General features: G+C 52.4%; 14 protein-coding genes. 6 read left to right on the top strand and 8 right to left on the bottom strand.

The features are described from left to right. Nucleotides 1-121: 121 nt before the first annotated feature. Together ACR64Q_RS05610 and ACR64Q_RS05605 are read right to left on the bottom strand one after the other, a co-directional pair. Entirely contained in the window at nt 122-487 is a 366-nt protein-coding gene (locus ACR64Q_RS05610; protein ID WP_026604083.1) for a DUF7092 domain-containing protein, read from the bottom strand. Continuing rightward, nucleotides 488-1,525 carry a YjgN family protein gene (locus ACR64Q_RS05605; protein ID WP_313733874.1) on the bottom strand — a complete coding sequence of 346 codons (1,038 nt, stop codon included), beginning with the start codon at nt 1,523-1,525 and terminating at the stop codon, nt 488-490. A 212-nt stretch (nt 1,526-1,737) separates the two neighbouring features. Between ACR64Q_RS05605 and ACR64Q_RS05600 the strand changes: the two genes are divergently transcribed. Then, nucleotides 1,738-3,318, top strand: coding sequence for a methyl-accepting chemotaxis protein (locus tag ACR64Q_RS05600; protein ID WP_313733873.1), 1,581 nt, complete (start codon nt 1,738-1,740; stop codon nt 3,316-3,318). Between the two features lie 112 nt (nt 3,319-3,430). On the opposite strand, the gene ACR64Q_RS05595 is transcribed toward ACR64Q_RS05600, so the two are convergent. Next, nucleotides 3,431-3,997: a thioredoxin family protein gene (locus ACR64Q_RS05595; protein WP_313733872.1), complete on the bottom strand. Its 567-nt coding sequence runs from the start codon at nt 3,995-3,997 to the stop codon at nt 3,431-3,433. Nucleotides 3,998-4,094: 97 nt separating this feature from the next. On the opposite strand from ACR64Q_RS05595, the gene ACR64Q_RS05590 reads away from it, so the two are divergent. From ACR64Q_RS05590 to rpe, 4 genes are all read left to right on the top strand, one after another. Continuing rightward, a complete protein-coding gene (locus ACR64Q_RS05590) occupies nt 4,095-9,215 on the top strand; it encodes an AAA family ATPase (protein ID WP_313733871.1) in 5,121 nt (1,706 codons plus the stop codon). Nucleotides 9,216-9,243: 28 nt separating this feature from the next. Next, nucleotides 9,244-9,945, top strand: a complete 702-nt coding sequence (locus ACR64Q_RS05585; RefSeq protein WP_313733870.1) for a response regulator — start codon at nt 9,244-9,246, stop codon at nt 9,943-9,945. Nucleotides 9,946-9,965: 20 nt separating this feature from the next. Continuing rightward, entirely contained in the window at nt 9,966-12,353 is a 2,388-nt protein-coding gene (locus ACR64Q_RS05580) for a sensor domain-containing protein (RefSeq protein WP_313733869.1), read from the top strand. Nucleotides 12,354-12,472: 119 nt separating this feature from the next. Next, complete coding sequence (gene rpe, locus ACR64Q_RS05575; protein ID WP_020485499.1) at nt 12,473-13,144, top strand: ribulose-phosphate 3-epimerase; 672 nt, start codon at nt 12,473-12,475, stop codon at nt 13,142-13,144. Nucleotides 13,145-13,216: 72 nt separating this feature from the next. On the opposite strand, the gene ACR64Q_RS05570 is transcribed toward rpe, so the two are convergent. Next, nucleotides 13,217-15,043: an autotransporter domain-containing protein gene (locus tag ACR64Q_RS05570; RefSeq protein WP_483823282.1), complete on the bottom strand. Its 1,827-nt coding sequence runs from the start codon at nt 15,041-15,043 to the stop codon at nt 13,217-13,219. Between the two features lie 200 nt (nt 15,044-15,243). On the opposite strand from ACR64Q_RS05570, the gene ACR64Q_RS05565 reads away from it, so the two are divergent. After that, nucleotides 15,244-16,458 carry a glycosyltransferase gene (locus tag ACR64Q_RS05565; RefSeq protein WP_313733866.1) on the top strand — a complete coding sequence of 405 codons (1,215 nt, stop codon included), beginning with the start codon at nt 15,244-15,246 and terminating at the stop codon, nt 16,456-16,458. Here ACR64Q_RS05565 and ACR64Q_RS05560 read toward each other — a convergent pair. From ACR64Q_RS05560 to ACR64Q_RS05545, 4 genes are all read right to left on the bottom strand, one after another. After that, nucleotides 16,437-17,201: an inositol monophosphatase family protein gene (locus ACR64Q_RS05560; RefSeq protein ID WP_313733865.1), complete on the bottom strand. Its 765-nt coding sequence runs from the start codon at nt 17,199-17,201 to the stop codon at nt 16,437-16,439. The two genes, ACR64Q_RS05565 and ACR64Q_RS05560, sit on opposite strands and share 22 nt — an antisense overlap. An 85-nt stretch (nt 17,202-17,286) precedes the next feature. Continuing rightward, entirely contained in the window at nt 17,287-18,579 is a 1,293-nt protein-coding gene (locus tag ACR64Q_RS05555) for an ammonium transporter (protein ID WP_409521157.1), read from the bottom strand. 134 nt (nt 18,580-18,713) lie between these two features. Further along, nucleotides 18,714-19,052, bottom strand: coding sequence for a P-II family nitrogen regulator (locus ACR64Q_RS05550; protein ID WP_020485493.1), 339 nt, complete (start codon nt 19,050-19,052; stop codon nt 18,714-18,716). A 181-nt stretch (nt 19,053-19,233) separates the two neighbouring features. Beyond that, the gene (locus tag ACR64Q_RS05545) at nt 19,234-20,637 is read right to left on the bottom strand and encodes an ammonium transporter (protein WP_020485492.1); all 1,404 of its coding nucleotides are present in this window, start codon (nt 20,635-20,637) and stop codon (nt 19,234-19,236) included. Nucleotides 20,638-20,639 lie beyond the last annotated feature (2 nt).

The following is a 20,639-nucleotide window of genomic DNA, read 5'->3' as shown; positions in this document are numbered from 1 at the left end:
CAAACCGGGCCTAAAAACCAAGCGGTCCAAATTGCATGTTATTTCTGACTAAGTTCTGCGAACGCGCCGCGACGCAGGGATAGGCCAGTAAAAACAAGGCCAGATAAGTACCCCAAAACACTCATCGCATCCACATGATGTGCAGAGTCACATGCTGCAGAGCAAACAAATACAACGCGACAAGCAGACTCAAAGTTAACAACAACACTGCCAACGCATACCACCAGCTATTTTCCATACCGGCCAGTGCTCTATCCGGCAACATCTCGGCAAAACCTTGCCGATCGGCAACTTCGCAACGGCCGCCGTCGGCGAACAAAATCAGGCGCGGCGTGCTGCCGAGCGGCGGCGGAATTTTCAGACTGGTTAAATCTTCACGACGGACAATGTCCCGGCCCTGCAACAACAGTTTGTCGCCCTCCACGCAGAGCGTGACAGGATGTGGCCGGGCTTGCCGCCCGTCGTAGTACACAGCCGTGAGCCACATTTACAAGGCAATATCGAAATCAAACATCTCAGCCATCTCGTCGCCCGCCGCCGAGCTATTGATCTGCAAACCGGCCACAAAATCGTCAATGCTGCCCTGTGGCAACAAGGCCACGTGTTCGATGCGATAACGCGCCAAACGTATGTCGGCAAACGGCTTGTAAAGCCCCAAGGTCAACAAAGTCAACAGTACATTACCAAACATGATGCCTAGCATCTCCCGCGCGCGCAACTGGGCCTGAAAACCATGCGGCCCCAATTGTGTGTTATTCCAGACCAAATTCTGCAAACGCGCCGCGACGTAGGGATAAGCCAGTAAAAACAAGGCCAAATAGGTGCCTATCGAGGCTACCAATACACTCATCGCCACCAATTGTTCTGCCTCTACTGGGATCAACTCCTTGCTGCCAAGCAACATGACGGAGGCCATCAGGCCGGCAAACACCAGCACGCCTATGAATATCGTCATCAGATAGATGCGGTAGTAAGTGCTGCTAGTAGCGAAGAATTTAAAAAATTCGCTGCCATACGTGCTGTTTTCGCGGGTGTAACGGGCCATGCGCTGCTGCGCCAGCGGCCACAGCAAGCCTAAGGTCAACGCCGATAACACCGGCAATAGCAGAAAATTGAAATACGCAGCCCCGGTGCTGCCATGAAAGGCAAAACGTAAGCCCCGATAACTGGTGTTATGCATTCTAAAACGGAGCGAACGCATCAACAGCCAGGGCATCACCGATACGATCACCAGCAAAATGGCCAAGCCTGCAACCTGATCGAATTTACCGACCAAGGTATAACAAGCAAACAATAGAAAAGCGACGATGCGTCCTTTCAAGATCGCCTTAGGATCGCCGTGGTAATCAAAACTCGCACCGGCCAGCGTGGTGTGCCGGTAAAAATATTGATTACGTTTGACTTTGGCCCAGGCCGAATAAATGCCCAGGGTGACGATACTCAAGCAGACGTTGACGATCCAAATCCGGAAATACTCGCCACCGCGACCGCTGAATTGCAACTGCCGTGATTGATATTCTGTCATTTCCATCCTCATTTTAGGTTTTTCCGTTGCAAGCATAGTGCATCGCCGGTATCTAACAACAAAAACGAGTGCGGATAACACACGCTAGTCATTGGCCGGCTTTTGCAAACGCGGTAAAGCCCTTTATACTTCGTCAACAATAGCGGTGCAGACAAGTCAGCAAGCGCTTGAGTGGGAACTTACCTTTCTATCTCTGCCGACCCGGTATAAAAATGAGAAAAAACCTACCCGTTACCCAACGTGAAGTGATTTACGCGTCTTCGGCCACCATCACGTCCGGGACAGATCCGGCCGGTAAGATCAATTATGTCAACCAAGATTTTTTGGAGATTAGCGGCTTTAGCGGGGCAGAGCTGTTAAACCAGAGCCATAACATCGTTCGCCATCCCGACATGCCCTCCGCCGCATTCGCCGATTTGTGGCAAACCGTGAAGAGCGGCCGGCCGTGGATGGGAATTGTGAAAAATCGCTGCAAAAATGGCGACCATTACTGGGTGGATGCTTTTGTCACACCCCGCTTCGAAAATAGCAAGATCGTCGGCTACGAATCGGTGCGGGTTAAACCGGACAGCACTAGCGTAGCCCGCGCCAATGCTGTCTACGAAAAGCTGAACAATGGCAAAAATATCGATTCACCTTTGAGCCGCATCGGTTTGTCCGGCAAACTGACCGCCGGGTTGGCGCTGATTCAATTGACGACCGCCATCAGCCTATACCTGACCGAAACGTGCAGTTTTGGCGTAGCGGCAGCAATCTTCGCCGCCCCCTTAGCGGCTGGTTGTGCCTGGATTTGGCTTATATTACGACCTTTAAAAGACGCAGCGGAAGAAGCACGCCGGGTCATCGACAATCCGGTAATGCAGCAAATTTACACCGCTGACGGTGGCGAGGCTGGACAATTACTGTTGGCGGTGAAACTGTTAAAAGCCAAGTCCAGAACCATCATTCGCCGTCTCACCCAAGCGACAGAACCGCTGGCAGGCAAAGCAGATACGAGCTACCAGGCAGTCAACCAAGTTAGCGTGGCAATGGATAGACAGCTGGCGGAAATCGAACAGATTGCATCGGCGATACACGAAATGAGCGCCACAGTCAGCGAAGTCGCCCGTAGCGCAGCCAACGCCGCTCAAGCCGCGAATGACGTCAATCAGCAATCGCAAGAGACGCTATCGCGGGTCAACAATACCATACAAATGATAGAGCGCTTAGTGATCGCAGTCGACCAAGCCGAAACAGTCATCAAAATTGTGGCCGATCATAGCAAGAAAATCGGCGGCGTACTTGATGTGATTCAAGGGATTGCCGAACAAACTAACCTTTTGGCACTCAATGCCGCCATCGAAGCGGCGCGCGCCGGCGAGCAAGGCCGGGGATTTGCCGTCGTGGCCGACGAAGTCAGAACCTTGGCTGGGCGCACGCAAAAATCCACGGAGGAGATCCATAAAATGATCGACGGCCTGCGCTCCGGCGTGAATAACGCCGTACAGGAAATGGCTAAAGTCAGGGAAATGGCGGCAACCGGCGCGGAACACGGAAAAAACTCCACCGAATCGCTGCAACAAACCACACTGTCGGTCAATATCATTAACGACATGATCGTGCAAATCGCCAGCGCCGCTGAACAGCAACATATTGTTTCCGAAGAAATTTCCAGAACGGTAGAAGCTGTCGGCACCTTATCGCGACAAACCACAGAGCATGCGGCTCATGCCAGTGCGGCCAGCGGCGGCGTCTCGGCACTCAGCAAAGAACTTGATATGTTGGTTGAGCAATTCGACGATATACAACGCTAGAAACGCACACAGCAAAATCTGAGTGCGAGCCTGCACCAGCAGAATCCAGGAAAGGTCAAAAACCTGAGCGGCGGTTTTAACGGAATGACAACTTGTTCCGGATTACCGTCATTTACTCCGCAAGTTTCCATTTGATGTTACAGCCAATGCTGGGAATTTGTGCCGTATCGATAGGCTTTCCCGCCAGCAAATTATCCAAGGCATTGCGCAAATCCTCGCCGGTTACCGGCACCGCGTTCTTCGGTGTGGAGCCATCCAGGCGGCCCCGATAAACGCACACCAAATCGGCATCGAACAGATAAATATCCGGGGTACAGGCAGCCTGGTACGCCTTGGCCACCGCCTGCGATTCGTCGTACAAATACGCGGCAAAGGGATGCCCCCATTCCGCCATCATCTGCTGCATTTTATCCGGCGCATCCTGCGGGTAGTTTTCGATGTCATTGGCACTGATCGCCACCGTCGCAATGCCTGAGGCGGCGTATTGCCGGGCAATGGCGATCAACTGCTCTTTGATGTGCAACACATACGGGCAGTGGTTGCAGATAAACAAAATCAAGGTGCCGCGCTCGCCTTTCAAGTCCTGCAAAGCATACTCGCGGCCGGTTACGGTATCCGGCAAACAAAAGTCTGGGGCGATACTGCCCAGAGGCAGCATAGTGGAGGCTGTCGCGGCCATGGCTAATCCTGTTGAGTCAAAACAAGACTAGAATTATAAAACAGCCCGCCCCCGGAACTGCCGCGAAAATCGCCTTAACATTTCCACTCGCCAGCGCATGATCGACATAAGTACCCGAACAGTTCCACTCCAAAACGCTCCGCAACTGGACAGCTACGTGCTGACCGACAAACTCGGCGAGAGCCTGCAAGCCACGGTTTACAAGGGCTATCATAAACATGTGCCGGAATACCCGCTGGTGGTTAAATACCTGAAACTATTGTCGAGCTGGGACGACCAATCCCGGCATCTGCGGCAAAAAATCGAACGCCTGAAAGTATTGCACGACCCGCGCGTCTGCACGCCGTTGGCTTTGGAATCCAACGACGGCGATCAATTTATCGTCCAGCCCTGGTTCAACGGCCAACCACTGAATGTATGGATCACCCAGCAACAGGCGGTGAATCTAGCCGATTTTTTTACGCTGGCCTGTTCGTTAGCCGACACCTTGCAATCGGTGCACGATGCCGGCATCACCCATGGCGGCATCAAACCGCACAATATTTTGGTGCAATCCAGCAGCTTGAATCTGCGCCTGACCGACTTCATCACCCCGCTGGACATCCGCGATGTCAGTCATTTTATTTACGATCCGGAATTTGTCCGCAACACCTTAGCCTATACCTCGCCTGAGCAAACCGGACGCATCAACTACCGGGTCGATTTCTCCACCGACTTATATTCGCTGGGTATCGTGTTTTACGAACTGCTGACCGGCCGACTGCCGTTTTTTTCCGACGATCCGTTGGAACTGATCCACTCGCATCTGGCCGAGGAAGCGGTCAAAGTCCACGACATCAGTCCCGGCATTCCCAACACGCTGAGCGAAATCATCGCCAAACTGATTTTGAAGCAACCGGAAAAACGCTACCAAAGTGCCTCCGGCTTGCTGGCGGATTTGCTGCGCTGCCAGAAAGAGCACGAAATCACCGGCAGCGTATCGGATTTCGGCATAGGCCAGCATGACCGCAGCCGCCGGGTAATTTTCATTTCGAAAATGGTCGGCCGGCAAAGCGAAACCGAGCTAATCCGCCAAGAATATAGTCAGGTAACCCAAGGCCGGTTTCGTTCGGTATTTATATCCGGCCTATCCGGCATCGGCAAAACTCGGCTGATTCAAGAACTGCAAAAACCGCTGGTAAAAAATCGCGGCTATTTCAGCTCCGGCAAATTCGATCAGTATCAAAAAAACATTCCCTACAGTTCGCTGATCCAGGCTTTGCGCAATCTGATACGCACCTTTCTGACCGAAAGCGACGCGCAAGTACATTATTGGTCCGCCAAAATCCTCGAAGCGCTGGACCATGCCGGCGGCGTGATTGTAGACGTGGTGCCGGAGCTGGAATTCATCATCGGCCCACAACCCGAGGCCCAGCCGTTGCCGCCGGTAGAGGCCCGTAACCGTTTCAATAATCTGTTCGGCCGTTTCCTAGCCTGTCTAGCCAGCGAAGAAAATCCCTTGGTGTTATTCATCGACGATCTGCAATGGTGCGACAGCGCCACTTTCGATTTCTTGCAAAATCTGTTCGCCAATCATCGCGAACACCCCTACCTGTTTTTTATGGGCGCTTATCGTCACAACGAAGTCGATAGTGGTCATCCATTGACCAAACTGATCCGTAGCGTGCAAGAAAACGCCGGCCCGCTGACCGAGATTCATTTGACCGAACTCAGCGACGCCGATTGCCACGAAATGGTCGCCTACATTCTGGATTCGTCGTTAACCGCCACGGCAAATTTAGCCGACTTTATCGCGCATCTGACCGAAGGCAACCCCTTGTTTGTCAGTGAAAGTTTGGCCTGGTTGTACAACGAAGGTTTACTCGGTATCGACGCCAAACAGCACTGGCAATGGGATATGAACCGCATCCGCGACACGCAAATGCCGGCCAGCGTGGTGGAGCTGTTCAGTGCCAAAGTGCGTAAACTGCCTAGCCGGACTTTACACATCCTTTACCATTGCGCCTGCATGGGTAACCGCTTCACCGCCGAGGATGTCGCGCTGGTGCTGGATACGCGTATCGAGCAACTGTTCGAAGATTTAAAGCCGGTATTAAGCATGGGGCTATTGCTGGAAAATAAAGCCGACTTGCAGTTTGTCCACGACCGGGTGCAGGAAGCGGTATTACAGCAAGTGGACGCCGCGACCCGCCCCGGCATCCATTGGCGCATAGGCAATCGCTTGCTGTCGGTGGTCCCGCCCGGAGCCGAGCTTATCAGCCTAGACAATTTATTCACCATCGCCGCCCATCTCAACCAGGGTTGCCCGGCTATAGTCGACGAGGAAACGGCCTATTGGCTGGTGAATATCAACTTCAACGCCGGCAATAAAGCCCTGGACGCCCTGGCCGGCGATGCCGCCAACGAATTTTTTCTGAAAGCCCACGATTATCTACCGACCGATTGTTGGGAAACGGCCTATGCGCTAACGTTTCGAATTTATCAGCGCTTAGCGAAAACCGATTTGATGTGCGGCCGCTACGATAGCTCGGAAGCCTTATTGAACCGGCTGATCGAGCATGCGGTCAGTGACCTGGATAAAGCCGAAGCGCTGGCCGATCAAACCACTTCGCTATCCTCCTTCGGCAACTTCAAGCAAGCTATCGCCACCGCCAATCGCGGTTTAGCCTATTTCAACAAGTCCATTCCCGACGATCCCGAGCAAGCCCGGCAACGCATGGAAAATCTGATGCTGATCATCGACCAGCAAGACGATGTCTGGCAAAAAATCCTGAACATGCCGTTTACGGAGCAGCGGCAGAGTAAAATCGAACTGGCTTTTTATAGCGAGTTGATTCCGGATTTATACATGTGCGGCTTGGTGCCGCAGCTGTATTTGTCCGCCGCCCAATCCACCTTGCATTGTCTGGAAGGTGGGATGGACGAATCGGTGATTTATTCGTTTTCCATCATGGGCCTCAATCTGGGCGAACAAGGCAAATTCGCTCAGGCGTTTCGCTATCAGGATTTGGCTCACGATTTATGCGCAAAGTATCCCAACACCTTTGGCGCGACCAGAGGCATGAACGGCATTGTTTGGTGCAATATGCACTCGCGTAGCCACCCGGCCGATATTGTCGATTACGCGCACAAAGCTATTCAATCCGGGAAAAACTGCGGCGACCTCTACAACGCCGGCTTGTCTTATGGCCCACTGATGTGGAATCTAATAGCGCAGGGTAAAAACCTGCGCTGGGTCGAGGAAGCCGCCGAGGAGTGTTTACAATTCTCTCGTAAAAACCAGTTGTCGTTTTCGATAGGTCTGGCTCAAGCGGTAATGGCCGGTTGGGTATTGCCGATGAAGCCCGACTATGGGCAGGTCGATATGCAAGCAACCCTGGCTGACTGGCAAGCCAATAATTATGTTGCCGCTACCGGCAGTTACTTCGCATTGCTGGGTTTTGCCCAATATTACCTGGGCGACTATAGTGCGGCGGCACTATCGTTGCAAACCGTGGAAAACTATTTGCATGGTTTAACCGACAATGTTTTGAAACGTCTTTGGTATGTATTTCGGATCTTGAATCTGCTGCGGTCGGAAACGGATGCTGCGCGTATCGATGCCGAAATGACGCCCTTGTTTGCGCAACTGGAAGTGTGGGGGCAACTCGGCCCATTGCTAAGGCCCTACCTGATGTTTATCCATGCGGAATTAGCCACTCGGCAAGGCCAATACCGTGACGCGCGCAATCTGTATATGGATGCTATCGCCCTAGCGCTGGCGCAGAACTATGGCCTGCTGACCGGCCATCTATACGAAGCGCTGGCCGATCTGATGCATACCCACCGTTTGGGCGATGCGGAACTTTATTACGGCGAAGCCCGCCGCCATTACCGCTTATGTCGTGCCGATGCAAAAAACAACCAGCTGCAGGAGCGCCATCAATACGTCAGCCCGGAAACCGGCGCCAGAATAACCAAACCCCAGCCCGCTCCCACTACTTTACCTAGTCTGGACATCAGCTATTTGATGAAATCAGCGCTAGCGTTATCGGCGGAAATCGATCTGACACAACTCATGCAAAAAATCATGGCCGTCGTGTTGGAAAGCTCCGCAGCCCAGCACGGTTATTTGCTGATCAAACAAAATGACGAATTATTGGTTGCTGCCGAGCAGCACGTCGGCAAAAAACGCACGATACACAAACACTATTACCGCCTGAACAAGGTACGCGGCATCTGCCACGCCATCGTCAATTACGTGCAACGCACCCACGAAAAAGTCGTGCTGAGCGACGCCTGTAGCGAAGGCGAATTTCAAAACGCCCCCGAGGTGTTGGCGTTTGGCTTACGCTCGGTATTGTGTTTGCCGGTCATCAAGCAAAGCGAATTAATCGGTTTGCTGTATCTGGAAAACCGGCTATCCGAAGGCGTATTCACCCCGGAAAAAATCAGCATGACCGAGCTGTTGACCGCGCAGGCCGCTATCTCGCTGGAAAATGCCCGCTTGCTGGAACAAACCCGCCAAGCTTATAAACAATTACAGGAAAATCAGGATCATATGCTGCAAATGGAAAAGCTGTCGGCGCTGGGTACGCTGGTCGGCGGCGTGGCCCACGAAATCAATAACCCGCTGATGGGCGTGATGAACTTCGTGGAATTTGTCTCGGACCGCACCGAAGACGCCAAATCTAAACAAGTCCTTGCGCAAGCGTTGCAGCAAATTCAACGTATCAAAAACATTGTTTCCAATATGCTGGTGTTCATGCATCAAAAAACCACGCAAACCGGCAGTTGCTCGCTAGAGGAGGTTTTAGGCCAAACCCTGTTGTTACTGGAAGGCGAATTGCGCAAAACCGCTATCCAAGTCCGCACCGAGATACCGGAAAACTTGCCCAAACTCGCCTGCACGGCGGAAAGCATGCAACAGATTCTGATCAATCTATTAATCAATGCCCGCGATGCGCTGCGCGGGATTGCGCAACCCGAAATTGAAATCAGCGTCCGCTGTGCGGAAAAAATGCTAGAGTTGATTGTAAAAGACAATGGCCCCGGCATCCCCGACGAGGTGCAAAGCCGCATGTTCGATCCTTTCTTTACCACCAAACCGCCCGGCCAGGGCACTGGGCTGGGTTTATCGGTCACCCGCCGCTTGATTCAGGATGCCAATGGCTCGATAGCAGTGGAAAGCCGCATTGGCGAAGGTTGCCGCATACGGTTAAAATTTCCCCACTTTTAGTATTTTTTAACGAATAGAGACAGAGGCGATGGTAAACAACATTCTGGTGATTGACGACGACCCGGCGGTACGTGGTGCCTTCAAGCTTATCCTGGAAGAAGAAGGCTACCATGTGCGCGAAGCCGAGAACGGTCTGCAAGGTATCGCCATGGTAGAAACTGATCGTCCCGACTTGATATTTCTGGACTTACGCATGCCCGGCATAGATGGTGTGGAGACCTTACGCCGCCTAAAGGCGTTGGACACCAGCCTGAATGTTTATATTGTCACCGCCTTTGCCGCCGAATTCATGGATCAGCTGAAAGACGCCCATGAAGAAGGCTTGCAATTCGAGCTGGCCAGCAAACCCTTGTCGGCGTCGCAAATCCGCAATATCGCCCAAGTGGTACACATCGCCAAAGTTCATGAAGAACGCAGAGCCAACCACCATAAGCTGGTTTTGACCTTGTACGTGGTGTCGCTGAATCCGGAAACCCGCAGGCTGGTCGAGCAAATCAGCGCGGTGCTGGCCGGCATTTACGAGCCGGGCCATTGGGTATTCGATGTGGTGGAAGTATTGGGCATGCCGGAAAAAGCCCTGGAAAAAGAAATCTTTGCCACGCCGATGCTGGTGCGCGATCTACCGGAACCAGTGCTAAAACTGCTAGGCGATCTTTCCCGAATGTCGTCGGTGATGGCGGCCATCACTACTCAAAATGTTGGTACAGGTGTGCAGACAGTGATCGTTTGATGCCCGGTCGTAACTCCTAAATGCCACAAACACTCAAACAACTCAATCTGATCCTTGACACCATTACCGACGGCGTCATGGTGGTCGACCCGCAAGGCGTCGTTCTTTATGCCAATCAAGCAGCAGAACAATTACTGGAACGCGGCAGCCTGATCGGTCATTCATTGGCGATTCCGATTTCGGCCGACAAAATTCAATTTCAAGACATCAATCTGATTCGTCCCAGCGGCATAGCCTGGGCGGAACTGCGTTCCACGCCGCTGGAATGGGAAGGCGCGCCGGCCTATGTCATCGGACTGCGTGACATCACGGCTCGTAAGCAAGCGGAAATCGCTTTGCAGGAAAGCGAACTACTCTTCCATACGCTGTCCAAAATTGCCCCGGTCGGCATTTTTCGCACCAACGAAAAAGGCGAATGCGACTACGTCAATCACCGCTGGTGCGAAATCACCGGCTTGCACTTTATTGATTCGCACGGTGACGGCTGGATAGCCGGGCTGCTTGCCGACGACCGCGAATCCGTGATTGCCGAATGGCAGCGTTGCATATCCGCCTTGCAACCCTTCAATATGCAATACCGTTTTCAATTGGCGGACGGCAGTGTGCGTTGGGTGGTGGGACGCGCCGAGCCGGAACTGGATGAAACCGGCGGATTGCGCGGTTACGTCGGCACCATTACCGATATTTCCGACATCAAAGCCAACGAGGAGCGCTTGGGACAAGCCGCCGCCGTATTCGAAAGCACGCGTGAAGGCGTGATGATCACCGATGCCCGGCGCCGGATTACGATGGTCAACAAGGCGTTTACCGATATTACCGGCTACGCCAATCAGGATGTGATCGGCAATAGTCCCGGCATCATGAGTTCCGGCCGCCATAACGCCGATTTTTACCGGGAAATGTGGGCCAATATTGCCACGACGGATCATTGGCAAGGCGAAATTTGGAATCGCCGCAAATGCGGAGAAGTGTATCCGGAATTATTAAGCATCAGCACGGTGCGCGACGGGAATGGCGAGATTAGCCACTATGTGGGCGTATTTGCCGACATATCCAAATTAAAGGCTTCGGAAATGGAACTGGAATTCCTGGCCCATCACGACCCGCTGACGAAACTGCCTAATCGCATGCTGTTCCTGTCGCGCCTGCAACATAATATCGAGAAAGCCCGCCGCCAAGCCAATAAGATGGCGGTGTTGATGCTGGATCTGGACCGATTCAAGGACGTCAACGATAGCTTCGGCCATTTGGCCGGCGATGATTTACTGCAAATGGTGGCCGAGCGCCTGACTACCCGGCTGCGTACCAGCGATACCATTTGCCGCCTCGGCGGCGACGAGTTCGTGGTGTTGCTGGAAGAAGTCAACCAACCCGAAACCGTCGCTCACGTAGCCACGCAAATCATCAATGCGTTGAACCAAACCTGGCAGCTACCCAGCGGTCATGAAGTACGCATCGGCGTCAGCGTCGGCATCGCGATGTTTCCCGAACACGGCGCTTCGCCGGACGAGTTGATCCAACAAGCCGATACGGCCTTGTATCAAGCCAAAAACGAGGGCCGTAATCGTTTCAAATATTTCTCGGAAGATTTGACGCGCGCCGCGCGCGAACGTATCGATATAGAAATCCGCCTGCGGCAAGCTATAGAGCAAGGCGAATTGCGGGTATTTTTCCAACCGCAAATTTGCATCGAGACTGGCGCGATTATCGGTGCCGAAGCCCTGGTCCGCTGGCAGACTGCCAGCGGCGAACTGATACCCCCGCTACGCTTCATACCGATTGCCGAGGAAACCGGTCTGATCACCAGTATCGGCAATTGGGTATTGAGAGAAACCTGCCGCACCGGCCAACGCTGGCGAAAAGCCGGTTTTCCGCCCTTGCGTCTGGCAGTTAACCTGTCGCCGCAACAGTTTTTGCATAGCGACATTAGCGACGTCGTCGCCAAGGTCTTGGCAGAAACCGGTTTTCCAGCCGAGTGCCTGGAACTGGAACTCACTGAAAGCGCCTTGATGAAGCGGGAAAAAGAAGCCATCGAAATTTTGCATAAACTGCACGGGTTAGGTGTGCATCTGGCTATCGATGATTTTGGCACCGGTTATTCATCGCTGGCTTATTTGAAACTCTTTCCGCTGGATGTCTTAAAAATCGATAAAAGCTTTATTGAAGACATCCCCCAACACACCGACGATATGGAAATCACCGCTACGATCATCGCCATGGCAAAGACGCTACGTATGCGAGTGGTTGCGGAAGGCGTGGAAACCGCCGAGCAACTGGCTTTTCTGAAAAGCCGGCAATGTGATCTTTACCAAGGTTATTTGGTCAGCAAGCCGCTACCGATAGCGGAATTCGAAAAATTTCTCACCGACCACTTCCCTAACAACAATCATATGCCGGCACTCGGCTGACAGTTACGGCTTGAAACACGCCTCGGTCGCCCTGAAATGTGCAATCAATCCACTGTTTTAGCCAAACGCCGGAAAAAAGTTATAATGCCGGTTTTTAACCTCACCAAAAGGATCAAAAGATGGCTGACAATCTGATTGCACCTTCCATACTCTCCGCAGACTTCGCACGCTTGGGCGAAGAAGTTGTTAATGTCTTAAATGCGGGCGCAGACATTGTGCATTTCGATGTGATGGACAACCATTTTGTGCCCAATCTGACTATCGGTCCGCTGGTTTGCGAAGCGCTGCGTAAGCATGGCGTTACCGCACCTATTGACGTACATTTGATGGTGGAACCAGTAGACCGCATCATTCCCGATTTCGCTAAAGCCGGTGCTAGCTACATTACCTTCCACCCAGAAGCCTCCAGACATATTGATCGCTCACTGCAAATGATCAGAGACTTGGGTTGCAAATCCGGTCTGGTATTCAACCCAGGCACCCCGCTGCATTATCTGGAACACGTGCTGGACAAAGTCGACATGATTTTGCTGATGTCGGTTAACCCCGGATTCGGAGGCCAATCTTTCATTCCATCCGCGTTGGATAAATTGCGCCAAGCCAGAAAAATTATCGACGACAGCGGTTTTGATATCCGCCTGGAAATCGACGGCGGCGTAAACGTCGGCAATATTCGGGAAATTAAAGAAGCAGGTGCGGACACTTTCGTTGCGGGCTCGGCAATTTTCGGCAAGCCGGATTACAAAAAAGTCATCGACGACATGCGCGCGGAATTAGCCGCCGCCAAATAAGTCTGAATTAAAGACAGCCGCTGCGGGATCTCCCGGAGCGGCCCTTTCCCCAAAGCATTCGCTGCAAATTCTTTAAAACGGGATTCTCGCCCCCAACTCGATAGTATGATCGGTAATATACGCCTGCCCCAAGCGGTATTCGTAGCGTAAAAAGCCCGCCCGACCTTCCGGCAAACTCAACGCCAAGGACGTGCCGATATTGAAATAATCGCGATCCGGTGTATCGGTTTTGACGCTGAATGTGCCGGCGCCGGCAGCCGCCTGACTAAAGCGCGCCTGGATCAAACGGCTTTCGTCCAGATATTGATGCACCCATTCGAAGCGCACGCCGGGTGACAACACACCCCAAGAAGTACTGATCGCGTTACTGGCTTGGCCGCCGATAGTCGATGTTGCCGAATCGATAGATTGGCCGGCAAACTCCATTGCCAAACCGCCGCCACCGCTTTCCTGATAGCTATCCACTTCGGTTTTGCTGTAATCCAGCCTTACATAGGGATTAATCACAAAACTTTGCAGCGCAAAATCTTTACCAAACCCCAAACTAAAGCCGTATTGGTCGCCATTGGCGGCACTGGTGGCCGTGTTGTCGAATCCGGTATATTGGATGCGCCGGTTGATATCAAACGAATGCAGCGCGTAACTCATGATCCAGTCGATATAAAATGACTGCGGCAGGAAATAACTGCCGTAAGACGAAAACTCGAAAGCATCCGCCGACATGCTGCCGCTATTTAAATTGTAATTGGTGTCGGTAGAGCCGTAGCCGAAAGCCGCACCCAACACCAATTCATCCGTGAGGCTGTAATCCAAACCAAAAGTAACGGCTTTTCTGTCGGCTTTGAATCCTCGTTCGCTAGTGGTGTTGGCCTTCTCGCCGACATTGAATTGACCTTTTAACAAGAAACCCAAGGGGCTATCGCGAAACGGTTGGTCGTTTGGATCGTCGCCTGCCGCACCGCCGCGTGCCGGGCCCAAAGCTGTCATCAAAGCTTTGCCCACCGGTATGGTTTCGCCGTTGATATTGATGGTGGAATAACCCAGTAAGGAAGAGCCTTGCTGCTGGGAATTACGCAGATTAACGATGCGGCCATGCACCACGGAAAATTGCTTGTAACCAAAATCTACAGCCGCCGCACCTTGCGCGGCAACCGCGTCGGGAATCACCGCATTCAGGTCGGCGTTGCTTATTTCATTGCAGCGGGCCAATAAATCGCCGCTCGCTCCAGAGCAAGCACTGGTTAAACCTTCGTAAATTGATTGCTGGTTGGGGGTAAAGGTCGGATCGGGGCTTAAATTAGGAGTTGGAGTTGGAGTTGTTGGTGTTGTCGGCGTCGTCGGGGGCGTAGGCGTTATCGGCGCCGTATCGTTATCAGCAATACTGAGCACGGCAGTACTGCTGGTGTTGGGCGGGCCCGAACAATCTTCGATTGCGTTTTGAATAGCCAAATTCACGGTTTCAGTGCTTTCTACAACGGTGTCGTCCACAATATTGATAAATACTGTTGCGCTATCGGTATGCGGCCCGCCGGTAAATGGCACGTTGAAAGAAAAGGTGCCGCCGGATATGTTGTAGTCGCTACCTGAAGTCGCACTGCCGCCAGTGGCAACCACTTCGCCACTGATAGTGCAACCGCCATACGCCGCCGTATTCATGTTGACAGTGACAGGCACGCTGCCGCCCGCTTCAGTCGCGCTATAAGAACTGGTGGAGAAGGACAAAGTCGACGCTTGCAGCGTAAACGGAGTCATCGATAAAGCAGCGGCAGCCGCCAATAACACCTGTTTAGAGCTATGAACATGTGGACGAATAGTGCCGCGCAGTCGGCGGCATAAACGCACAGGCGGCATTTCGCTTAAACTAGGTAATTTTTCGGGATGTTGTATTGGTAAGCTCATGAGAAATTCAGTGAGTTAATACTGCGTAAATTAAAATGAAATCCAATTTCGGTAATTAGGTTTGCGCGCAATGGTTAATGACGATATAGCGTAATTTCGCTTGATTAGCAAATGCCGGAGGATGATTTAGGCCGGTAAAAATAATTCAGGTAGCAAATACTTTATATATTACCCACTCAATCACCTCAAAATCCGTAACCATGAGTAGAGTACTTTATTGCTGGGAATTGGGTGCCGGCTACGGTCATACCGCCGCATTCCTTCCGGTAGCCCGACAACTTAAATCACTCGGACACGAAGTAATATTCGTGCTGAAAGATTTGGAATACGCCGAAACTTTGTTAGCTGAAGATCACTTTTGTTATCTACAGGCCCCGATACGCTGGCCCGACGGTCGAGTGCAACCACCCGCCTCCAGTTACCCGGGAGTTTTACAGAATGTCGGATTTACCGATGAAACCGGCCTGTTTACCCGAGCAAAAGCTTGGCAATCCTTATATCGGCATCTAGCCCCCAACCTGATCATATTCGACCATGCGCCGACTGCATTGCTCGCGGCGCGCGAATTAAACATCCCGATAGCCGGGTTCGGCACCGGCTTTTTCTCGCCGCCGCGCTTAAGTCCCATGCCCAATATCCGTCCCTGGTTGCGAGTTGGCGATAAGGTCTTAAGCACTATCGAAAGCCAGGTGTTAAGCACGACAAGCTCGGTTTTAGCGCGTCTGAATACGCCACCATTAAGGATTTTGGCGGACTTATTCGAGTTTGCTGAAGACTTTATCTGCACGTTTCCAGAGCTGGACCATTATCGGCAATACCGCAGCGCAAACTATTGGGGACCAACCCTTTTGCAAACCACCGGTATTGAGCCGATCTGGCCGAGCGTCGGAACCGAAAAAATATTCGCCTATTTGCGCCCCGAATATCCCGGCCTGGAGATATTGCTAAAACAATTACGCGCGTCGCCTTGGTCAATATTGGTGCATATCCCCGGCACAACACCCGCATTTATAGAGAAAAACAGCAGCGCCAATCTACACATCACTCCGCAGCCGGTAATAATCTCGGCGGCTGCCAAACAATGCGATTTGGCTATTTGCCATGGCGGTGTGGCGACATTGTCGGCATTTTTACTGTCTGGCAAACCCTTGCTGGCATTGCCATTTCAGCTCGAACAACTGATCAGCGCTCAAAACCTCGCTGCTCTCGGCGCGGGCAATTACATCACCGCAGAAAGCAAAAACCCCAACTACAAGGCAACTCTGACTGAGCTATTGCGTAATTCGAAACACACACAGGCCGCTCAGCAGTTTGCGGAAAAATACGCCAGCTTTTCTTCCTCACAACAAGCTATCGATATTGCCAAACGTTGTGAGATGTTGATGAAAAACGCTTACATCAAAGGCAATAACTGATCGAGAATCTTGCCGTTTGTGGCAAAGACCTGCTTTGGAAATACACCGGGATTGCCTTTAAAGTCGGTGATCGTTGCGCCGGCTTCTTTGGCTATCAACACACCCGCGGCAATGTCATAAAGATTCAGTTCCTGTTCCCAAAAAGCATCGACCTGGCCATCCGCAACCGTACATAAATCCAGCGCAGCCGAACCCAAACGGCGTTGACCGGTTGTGGCCTGAGCGATACGAGCGAATCGCGGCAGGTTGTTGTCTTCCAAATACTGGCGCAGGCAGGCAAACCCGGTGGACACCATGCTGCTGGCCAGATTGGTTTCATCAGAAACCCTGATAGGCTTGCCGTTTTTCCAGGCGCCCTTGCCTTTTTCCGCGCAGTAATAATCGTCCAACGCCGGGCCGTAAACAGCCCCCATCATCAATTCACCGTCGATTTCCAACGCAACGCTGATACCCCAAAAATATTGGCCTTTCGAGAAAGAATGGGTGCCGTCAATCGGATCGACGATCCAACGACTGGTTTGATTAGCGGTTTGGCCGCTTTCCTCGCCCCAAAAACCGTACTCGGGACACTGCGCGCCGAGCGCTTGTTTCAGGTAATTTTCCACCGCGACATCGGCATCGGTCACCAAATCGCGAGCGCTTTTTTTGTTAATCGCCAGAGAATTTAAATCGTTGAAATAGCGCATCGCCACTTCGCCGGCCGCGCGTACGATGGTTTCTAAAACTTCCAGAGTGATGGGCATGATTTTCCTGATTTTGTTAGGGATGCGGGCAATACGGCTACCCGCCCTGCCCGCTATGAAAAGCCTGGATTTTAACCGCTAATGGTTACAGATTGTGGTAGCCGGTTTCTTCGTGCAGCACGATGTCCAAACCTTGCTGCTCCTCATCTTCGCTGACGCGCAAACCGATGAACACGTCGATGAATTTCAACAAAACATAGCTGAATAAAGCACTCCAGGCCGCCGTCACCAAAACCGCTAGCGCTTGTACGCCGACTTGCTCGGCGATTGTCACACCGTTTAAACCCAAGCCACCGAAACTTTCAGCCGCGAACACGCCGGTTAAAATCGAGCCGACGCAACCGCCGACGCCGTGCACCGGAAACACGTCCAAGGAATCGTCGATTTTTAACCGGCGTTTGACGAATTGCGTGGCGTAAAAACACACCGCGCCTGCCACTATCCCGATGATCAAACCACCAATCGGCCCGACAAAACCGGAGGCCGGCGTGATGGTGCCCAAGCCGGCGACCATTCCGGTGACGATACCCAACACACTCGGTTTACTAAAACGCAGCCATTCAATCGTCATCCAGGTCAACGCTCCAGCAGCCGCGGCGATATGCGTCACGGCAATCGCCATCCCGGCACTGCCGTCGGCTTTTAACGCGCTACCGCCGTTGAAACCGAACCAGCCGAACCAGAGCATACCGGCGCCCGTGACCACCATGGTCATATTGTGCGGCGGCATCGCCACGGTGGGAAAACCTTTCCGGCGCCCCAAGACTAAGGCCGCCACCAGAGAAGCCACGCCGGCATTGACGTGAATCACAATCCCACCGGCAAAATCCTTGGCCCCCAAAGCCGCCAGCCAACCGTTGCCCCAGATCCAGTGGCAAATCGGCATGTACACCACGATTAACCACAGCCCGCTAAACCAAAGCATCGCCGAAAACTTCATCCGCTCGGCAAAAGCGCCAACAATCAACGCCGGAGTAATAATCGCGAAAGTCATTTGAAACATGAAAAACACGGTTTCCGGAATATCGCCGATCAAGTTTTGCGTGTTCATTTCCGGCAAAAAAAGCTTGCTGCCGCCACCCAAAAACTGCTGCCAGTTGCCGCCATCGGTAAACACAAAGCTGTAAACGCCGGCCAGCCACAATATCGATACCAGACAGGTAATCGCAAAACATTGCATAAGCACCGACAGCACATTCTTGCTTCTGACCAAACCGCCGTAAAACAGCGATAGGCCGGGAATGGTCATGAATAAAACCAGTGCGGTGGAGGTTAAAACCCAAGCGGTATTGGCTTGGTTAATGCCTTCAGCCCAAGCCTGCTCGGGCAACATCAAGCTGTATGCCATCAGCATCAGCGTTCTTTTTATTGTTGTCATTGTCTTTCACTAGATGATGGTGTGTTGTTATTTTTAAGCAGTCTATAAACAACAAAATCGCCCTGGTCTGCGGATAACGCGCAGACCAGGGCGATTTTTGATGTTTCGCTGTTTTTTATATTTGTCTTGAAGACTTAAATAGCATCTTCTCCGGTCTCGCCGGTTCTAATACGAATGATCTGTTCCAGGTTGGTCACAAAAATTTTACCGTCGCCAATTTTGCCGGTGTTGGCGGCCTTGACGATAGTTTCCACGGCTTGGTCGACAACGTGTTCGGCCACTGCGATTTCCAGCTTGACCTTAGGCAGAAAATCCACCACGTACTCGGCGCCGCGATACAACTCGGTGTGGCCCTTTTGCCTGCCAAAACCTTTAACTTCGGTTGCCGTTACACCAGCCACCCCGATCTCGGACAAGGCTTCCCTGACGTCGTCCAGCTTGAATGGTTTGATAATCGCTGTAATTAATTTCATGCTATCCCCAAATTCGAATGATTAAAAAGCTGTTTCGTCACTGTTGCCACCATAATAAATAATTCCGGTAGAACCTACAATTTACCCGAGCACAAGCACCAAAGTAGTGCCTCATGATAACAAAAACGGGCAGCCATCGCCGACCACCCGTTTCTTTTCGCGTTAACCGCAGCTTTCAACCCTAAACATGATAAGCGGTTTCGCCGTGTTCGGTGACATCCAGACCTTCACGCTCAGTCGCTTCGCTAACCCGCAGACCCAGAGCCACATCGGCAATTTTGAAGGCAATGAAGGACACCACACCCGACCAAACGATGGCGATACCTACACCCCAAGCTTGGCTGGCAAGCTGGGTAAGCACGCTGTAGTCAGGCAAGGTCGCGTTGGTGACGTAATCCCATACTCCGGTACCGCCCAAGGCAGGGCTGGCAACCACAGCAGTACCCAAGGCGCCGATGATACCGCCTACCCCGTGCACACCAAACGCATCCAGCGAATCGTCATAGTTCATCGCGTGTTTCAAAAAGGTTACTGACCAGAAACATACTGCGCCGACCACCAAGCCTAAACCGATAGCGCCCATCGGGCCTGACCAGCCGCAAGCAGGAGTTATCGCGACTAAACCGGCAACCGCGCCTGACGTGGCGCCCAACATGCTGGGTTTACCACGCACAGCCCATTCTGCGCCCATCCAGGCCAAGGTTGCCGCCGCTGCCGCCAACAATGTGTTGAGGAAAACCAATGCCGCCAGACCGTTGGCTTCCAGGTTGGAGCCTGCATTAAAACCGAACCAACCTATCCACAACAAGGACGCGCCTATCATGTTCATCGTCACGCTGTGCGGCGCGATAAACTCTTTACCATAACCAATGCGCTTACCTATCATTAAGCAACCGACCAAACCAGCGATACCGGCATTGATATGTACCACGGTGCCGCCGGCAAAATCCAACGCGCCTTTTTGGAATAAAAAGCCCGCCGTCGCACCGGCTGTTTCCGCTGCGGCAGCATCGGTATACGCATCAGGGCCTGCCCAGTACCAAACCATATGCGCCATCGGTAAGTAGCAGAAGCTAAACCAGATCACGGTAAACAACAGCACCGCTGAAAATTTAACCCGCTCGGCAAATGCGCCGATGATCAAGGCCGGCGTGATAGCCGAGAATGTCAGCTGGAACGCTACATAAATGAACTCCGGTACATAAGCCCCCTTGCTGAAAGTGGCCGCCATCGAATCCGGGGTAATACCCTTCAAAAATGCCTTGCTGAAACCGCCGAAGAAGGCGTTACCCTCGGTAAACGCGACGCTGTAGCCGAACGTCGCCCACATAATCGCCGTCAACGAAAAGATAACAAAGACCTGCATCAAGATAGACAGCATGTTTTTGGCTCGCACCATACCGCCGTAGAACAAGGCCAAGCCAGGTATTACCATTAACGCAACCAGTACGGTGGCAACTATCATCCAGGCGGTATCGCCTTTGTTAACGGTGGCTTGTACGGCCGGTGCCGCCACTTCTTCCGCAAACGCCATGCCCGAGAGTCCAAACAGCGCGAACAGCGCCATGCCTGTTAAATATTTCATTG

Source organism: Methylomonas sp. 2F7, from assembly GCF_057126975.1.
This window is presented reverse-complemented; position numbering and strand designations above follow the sequence as displayed.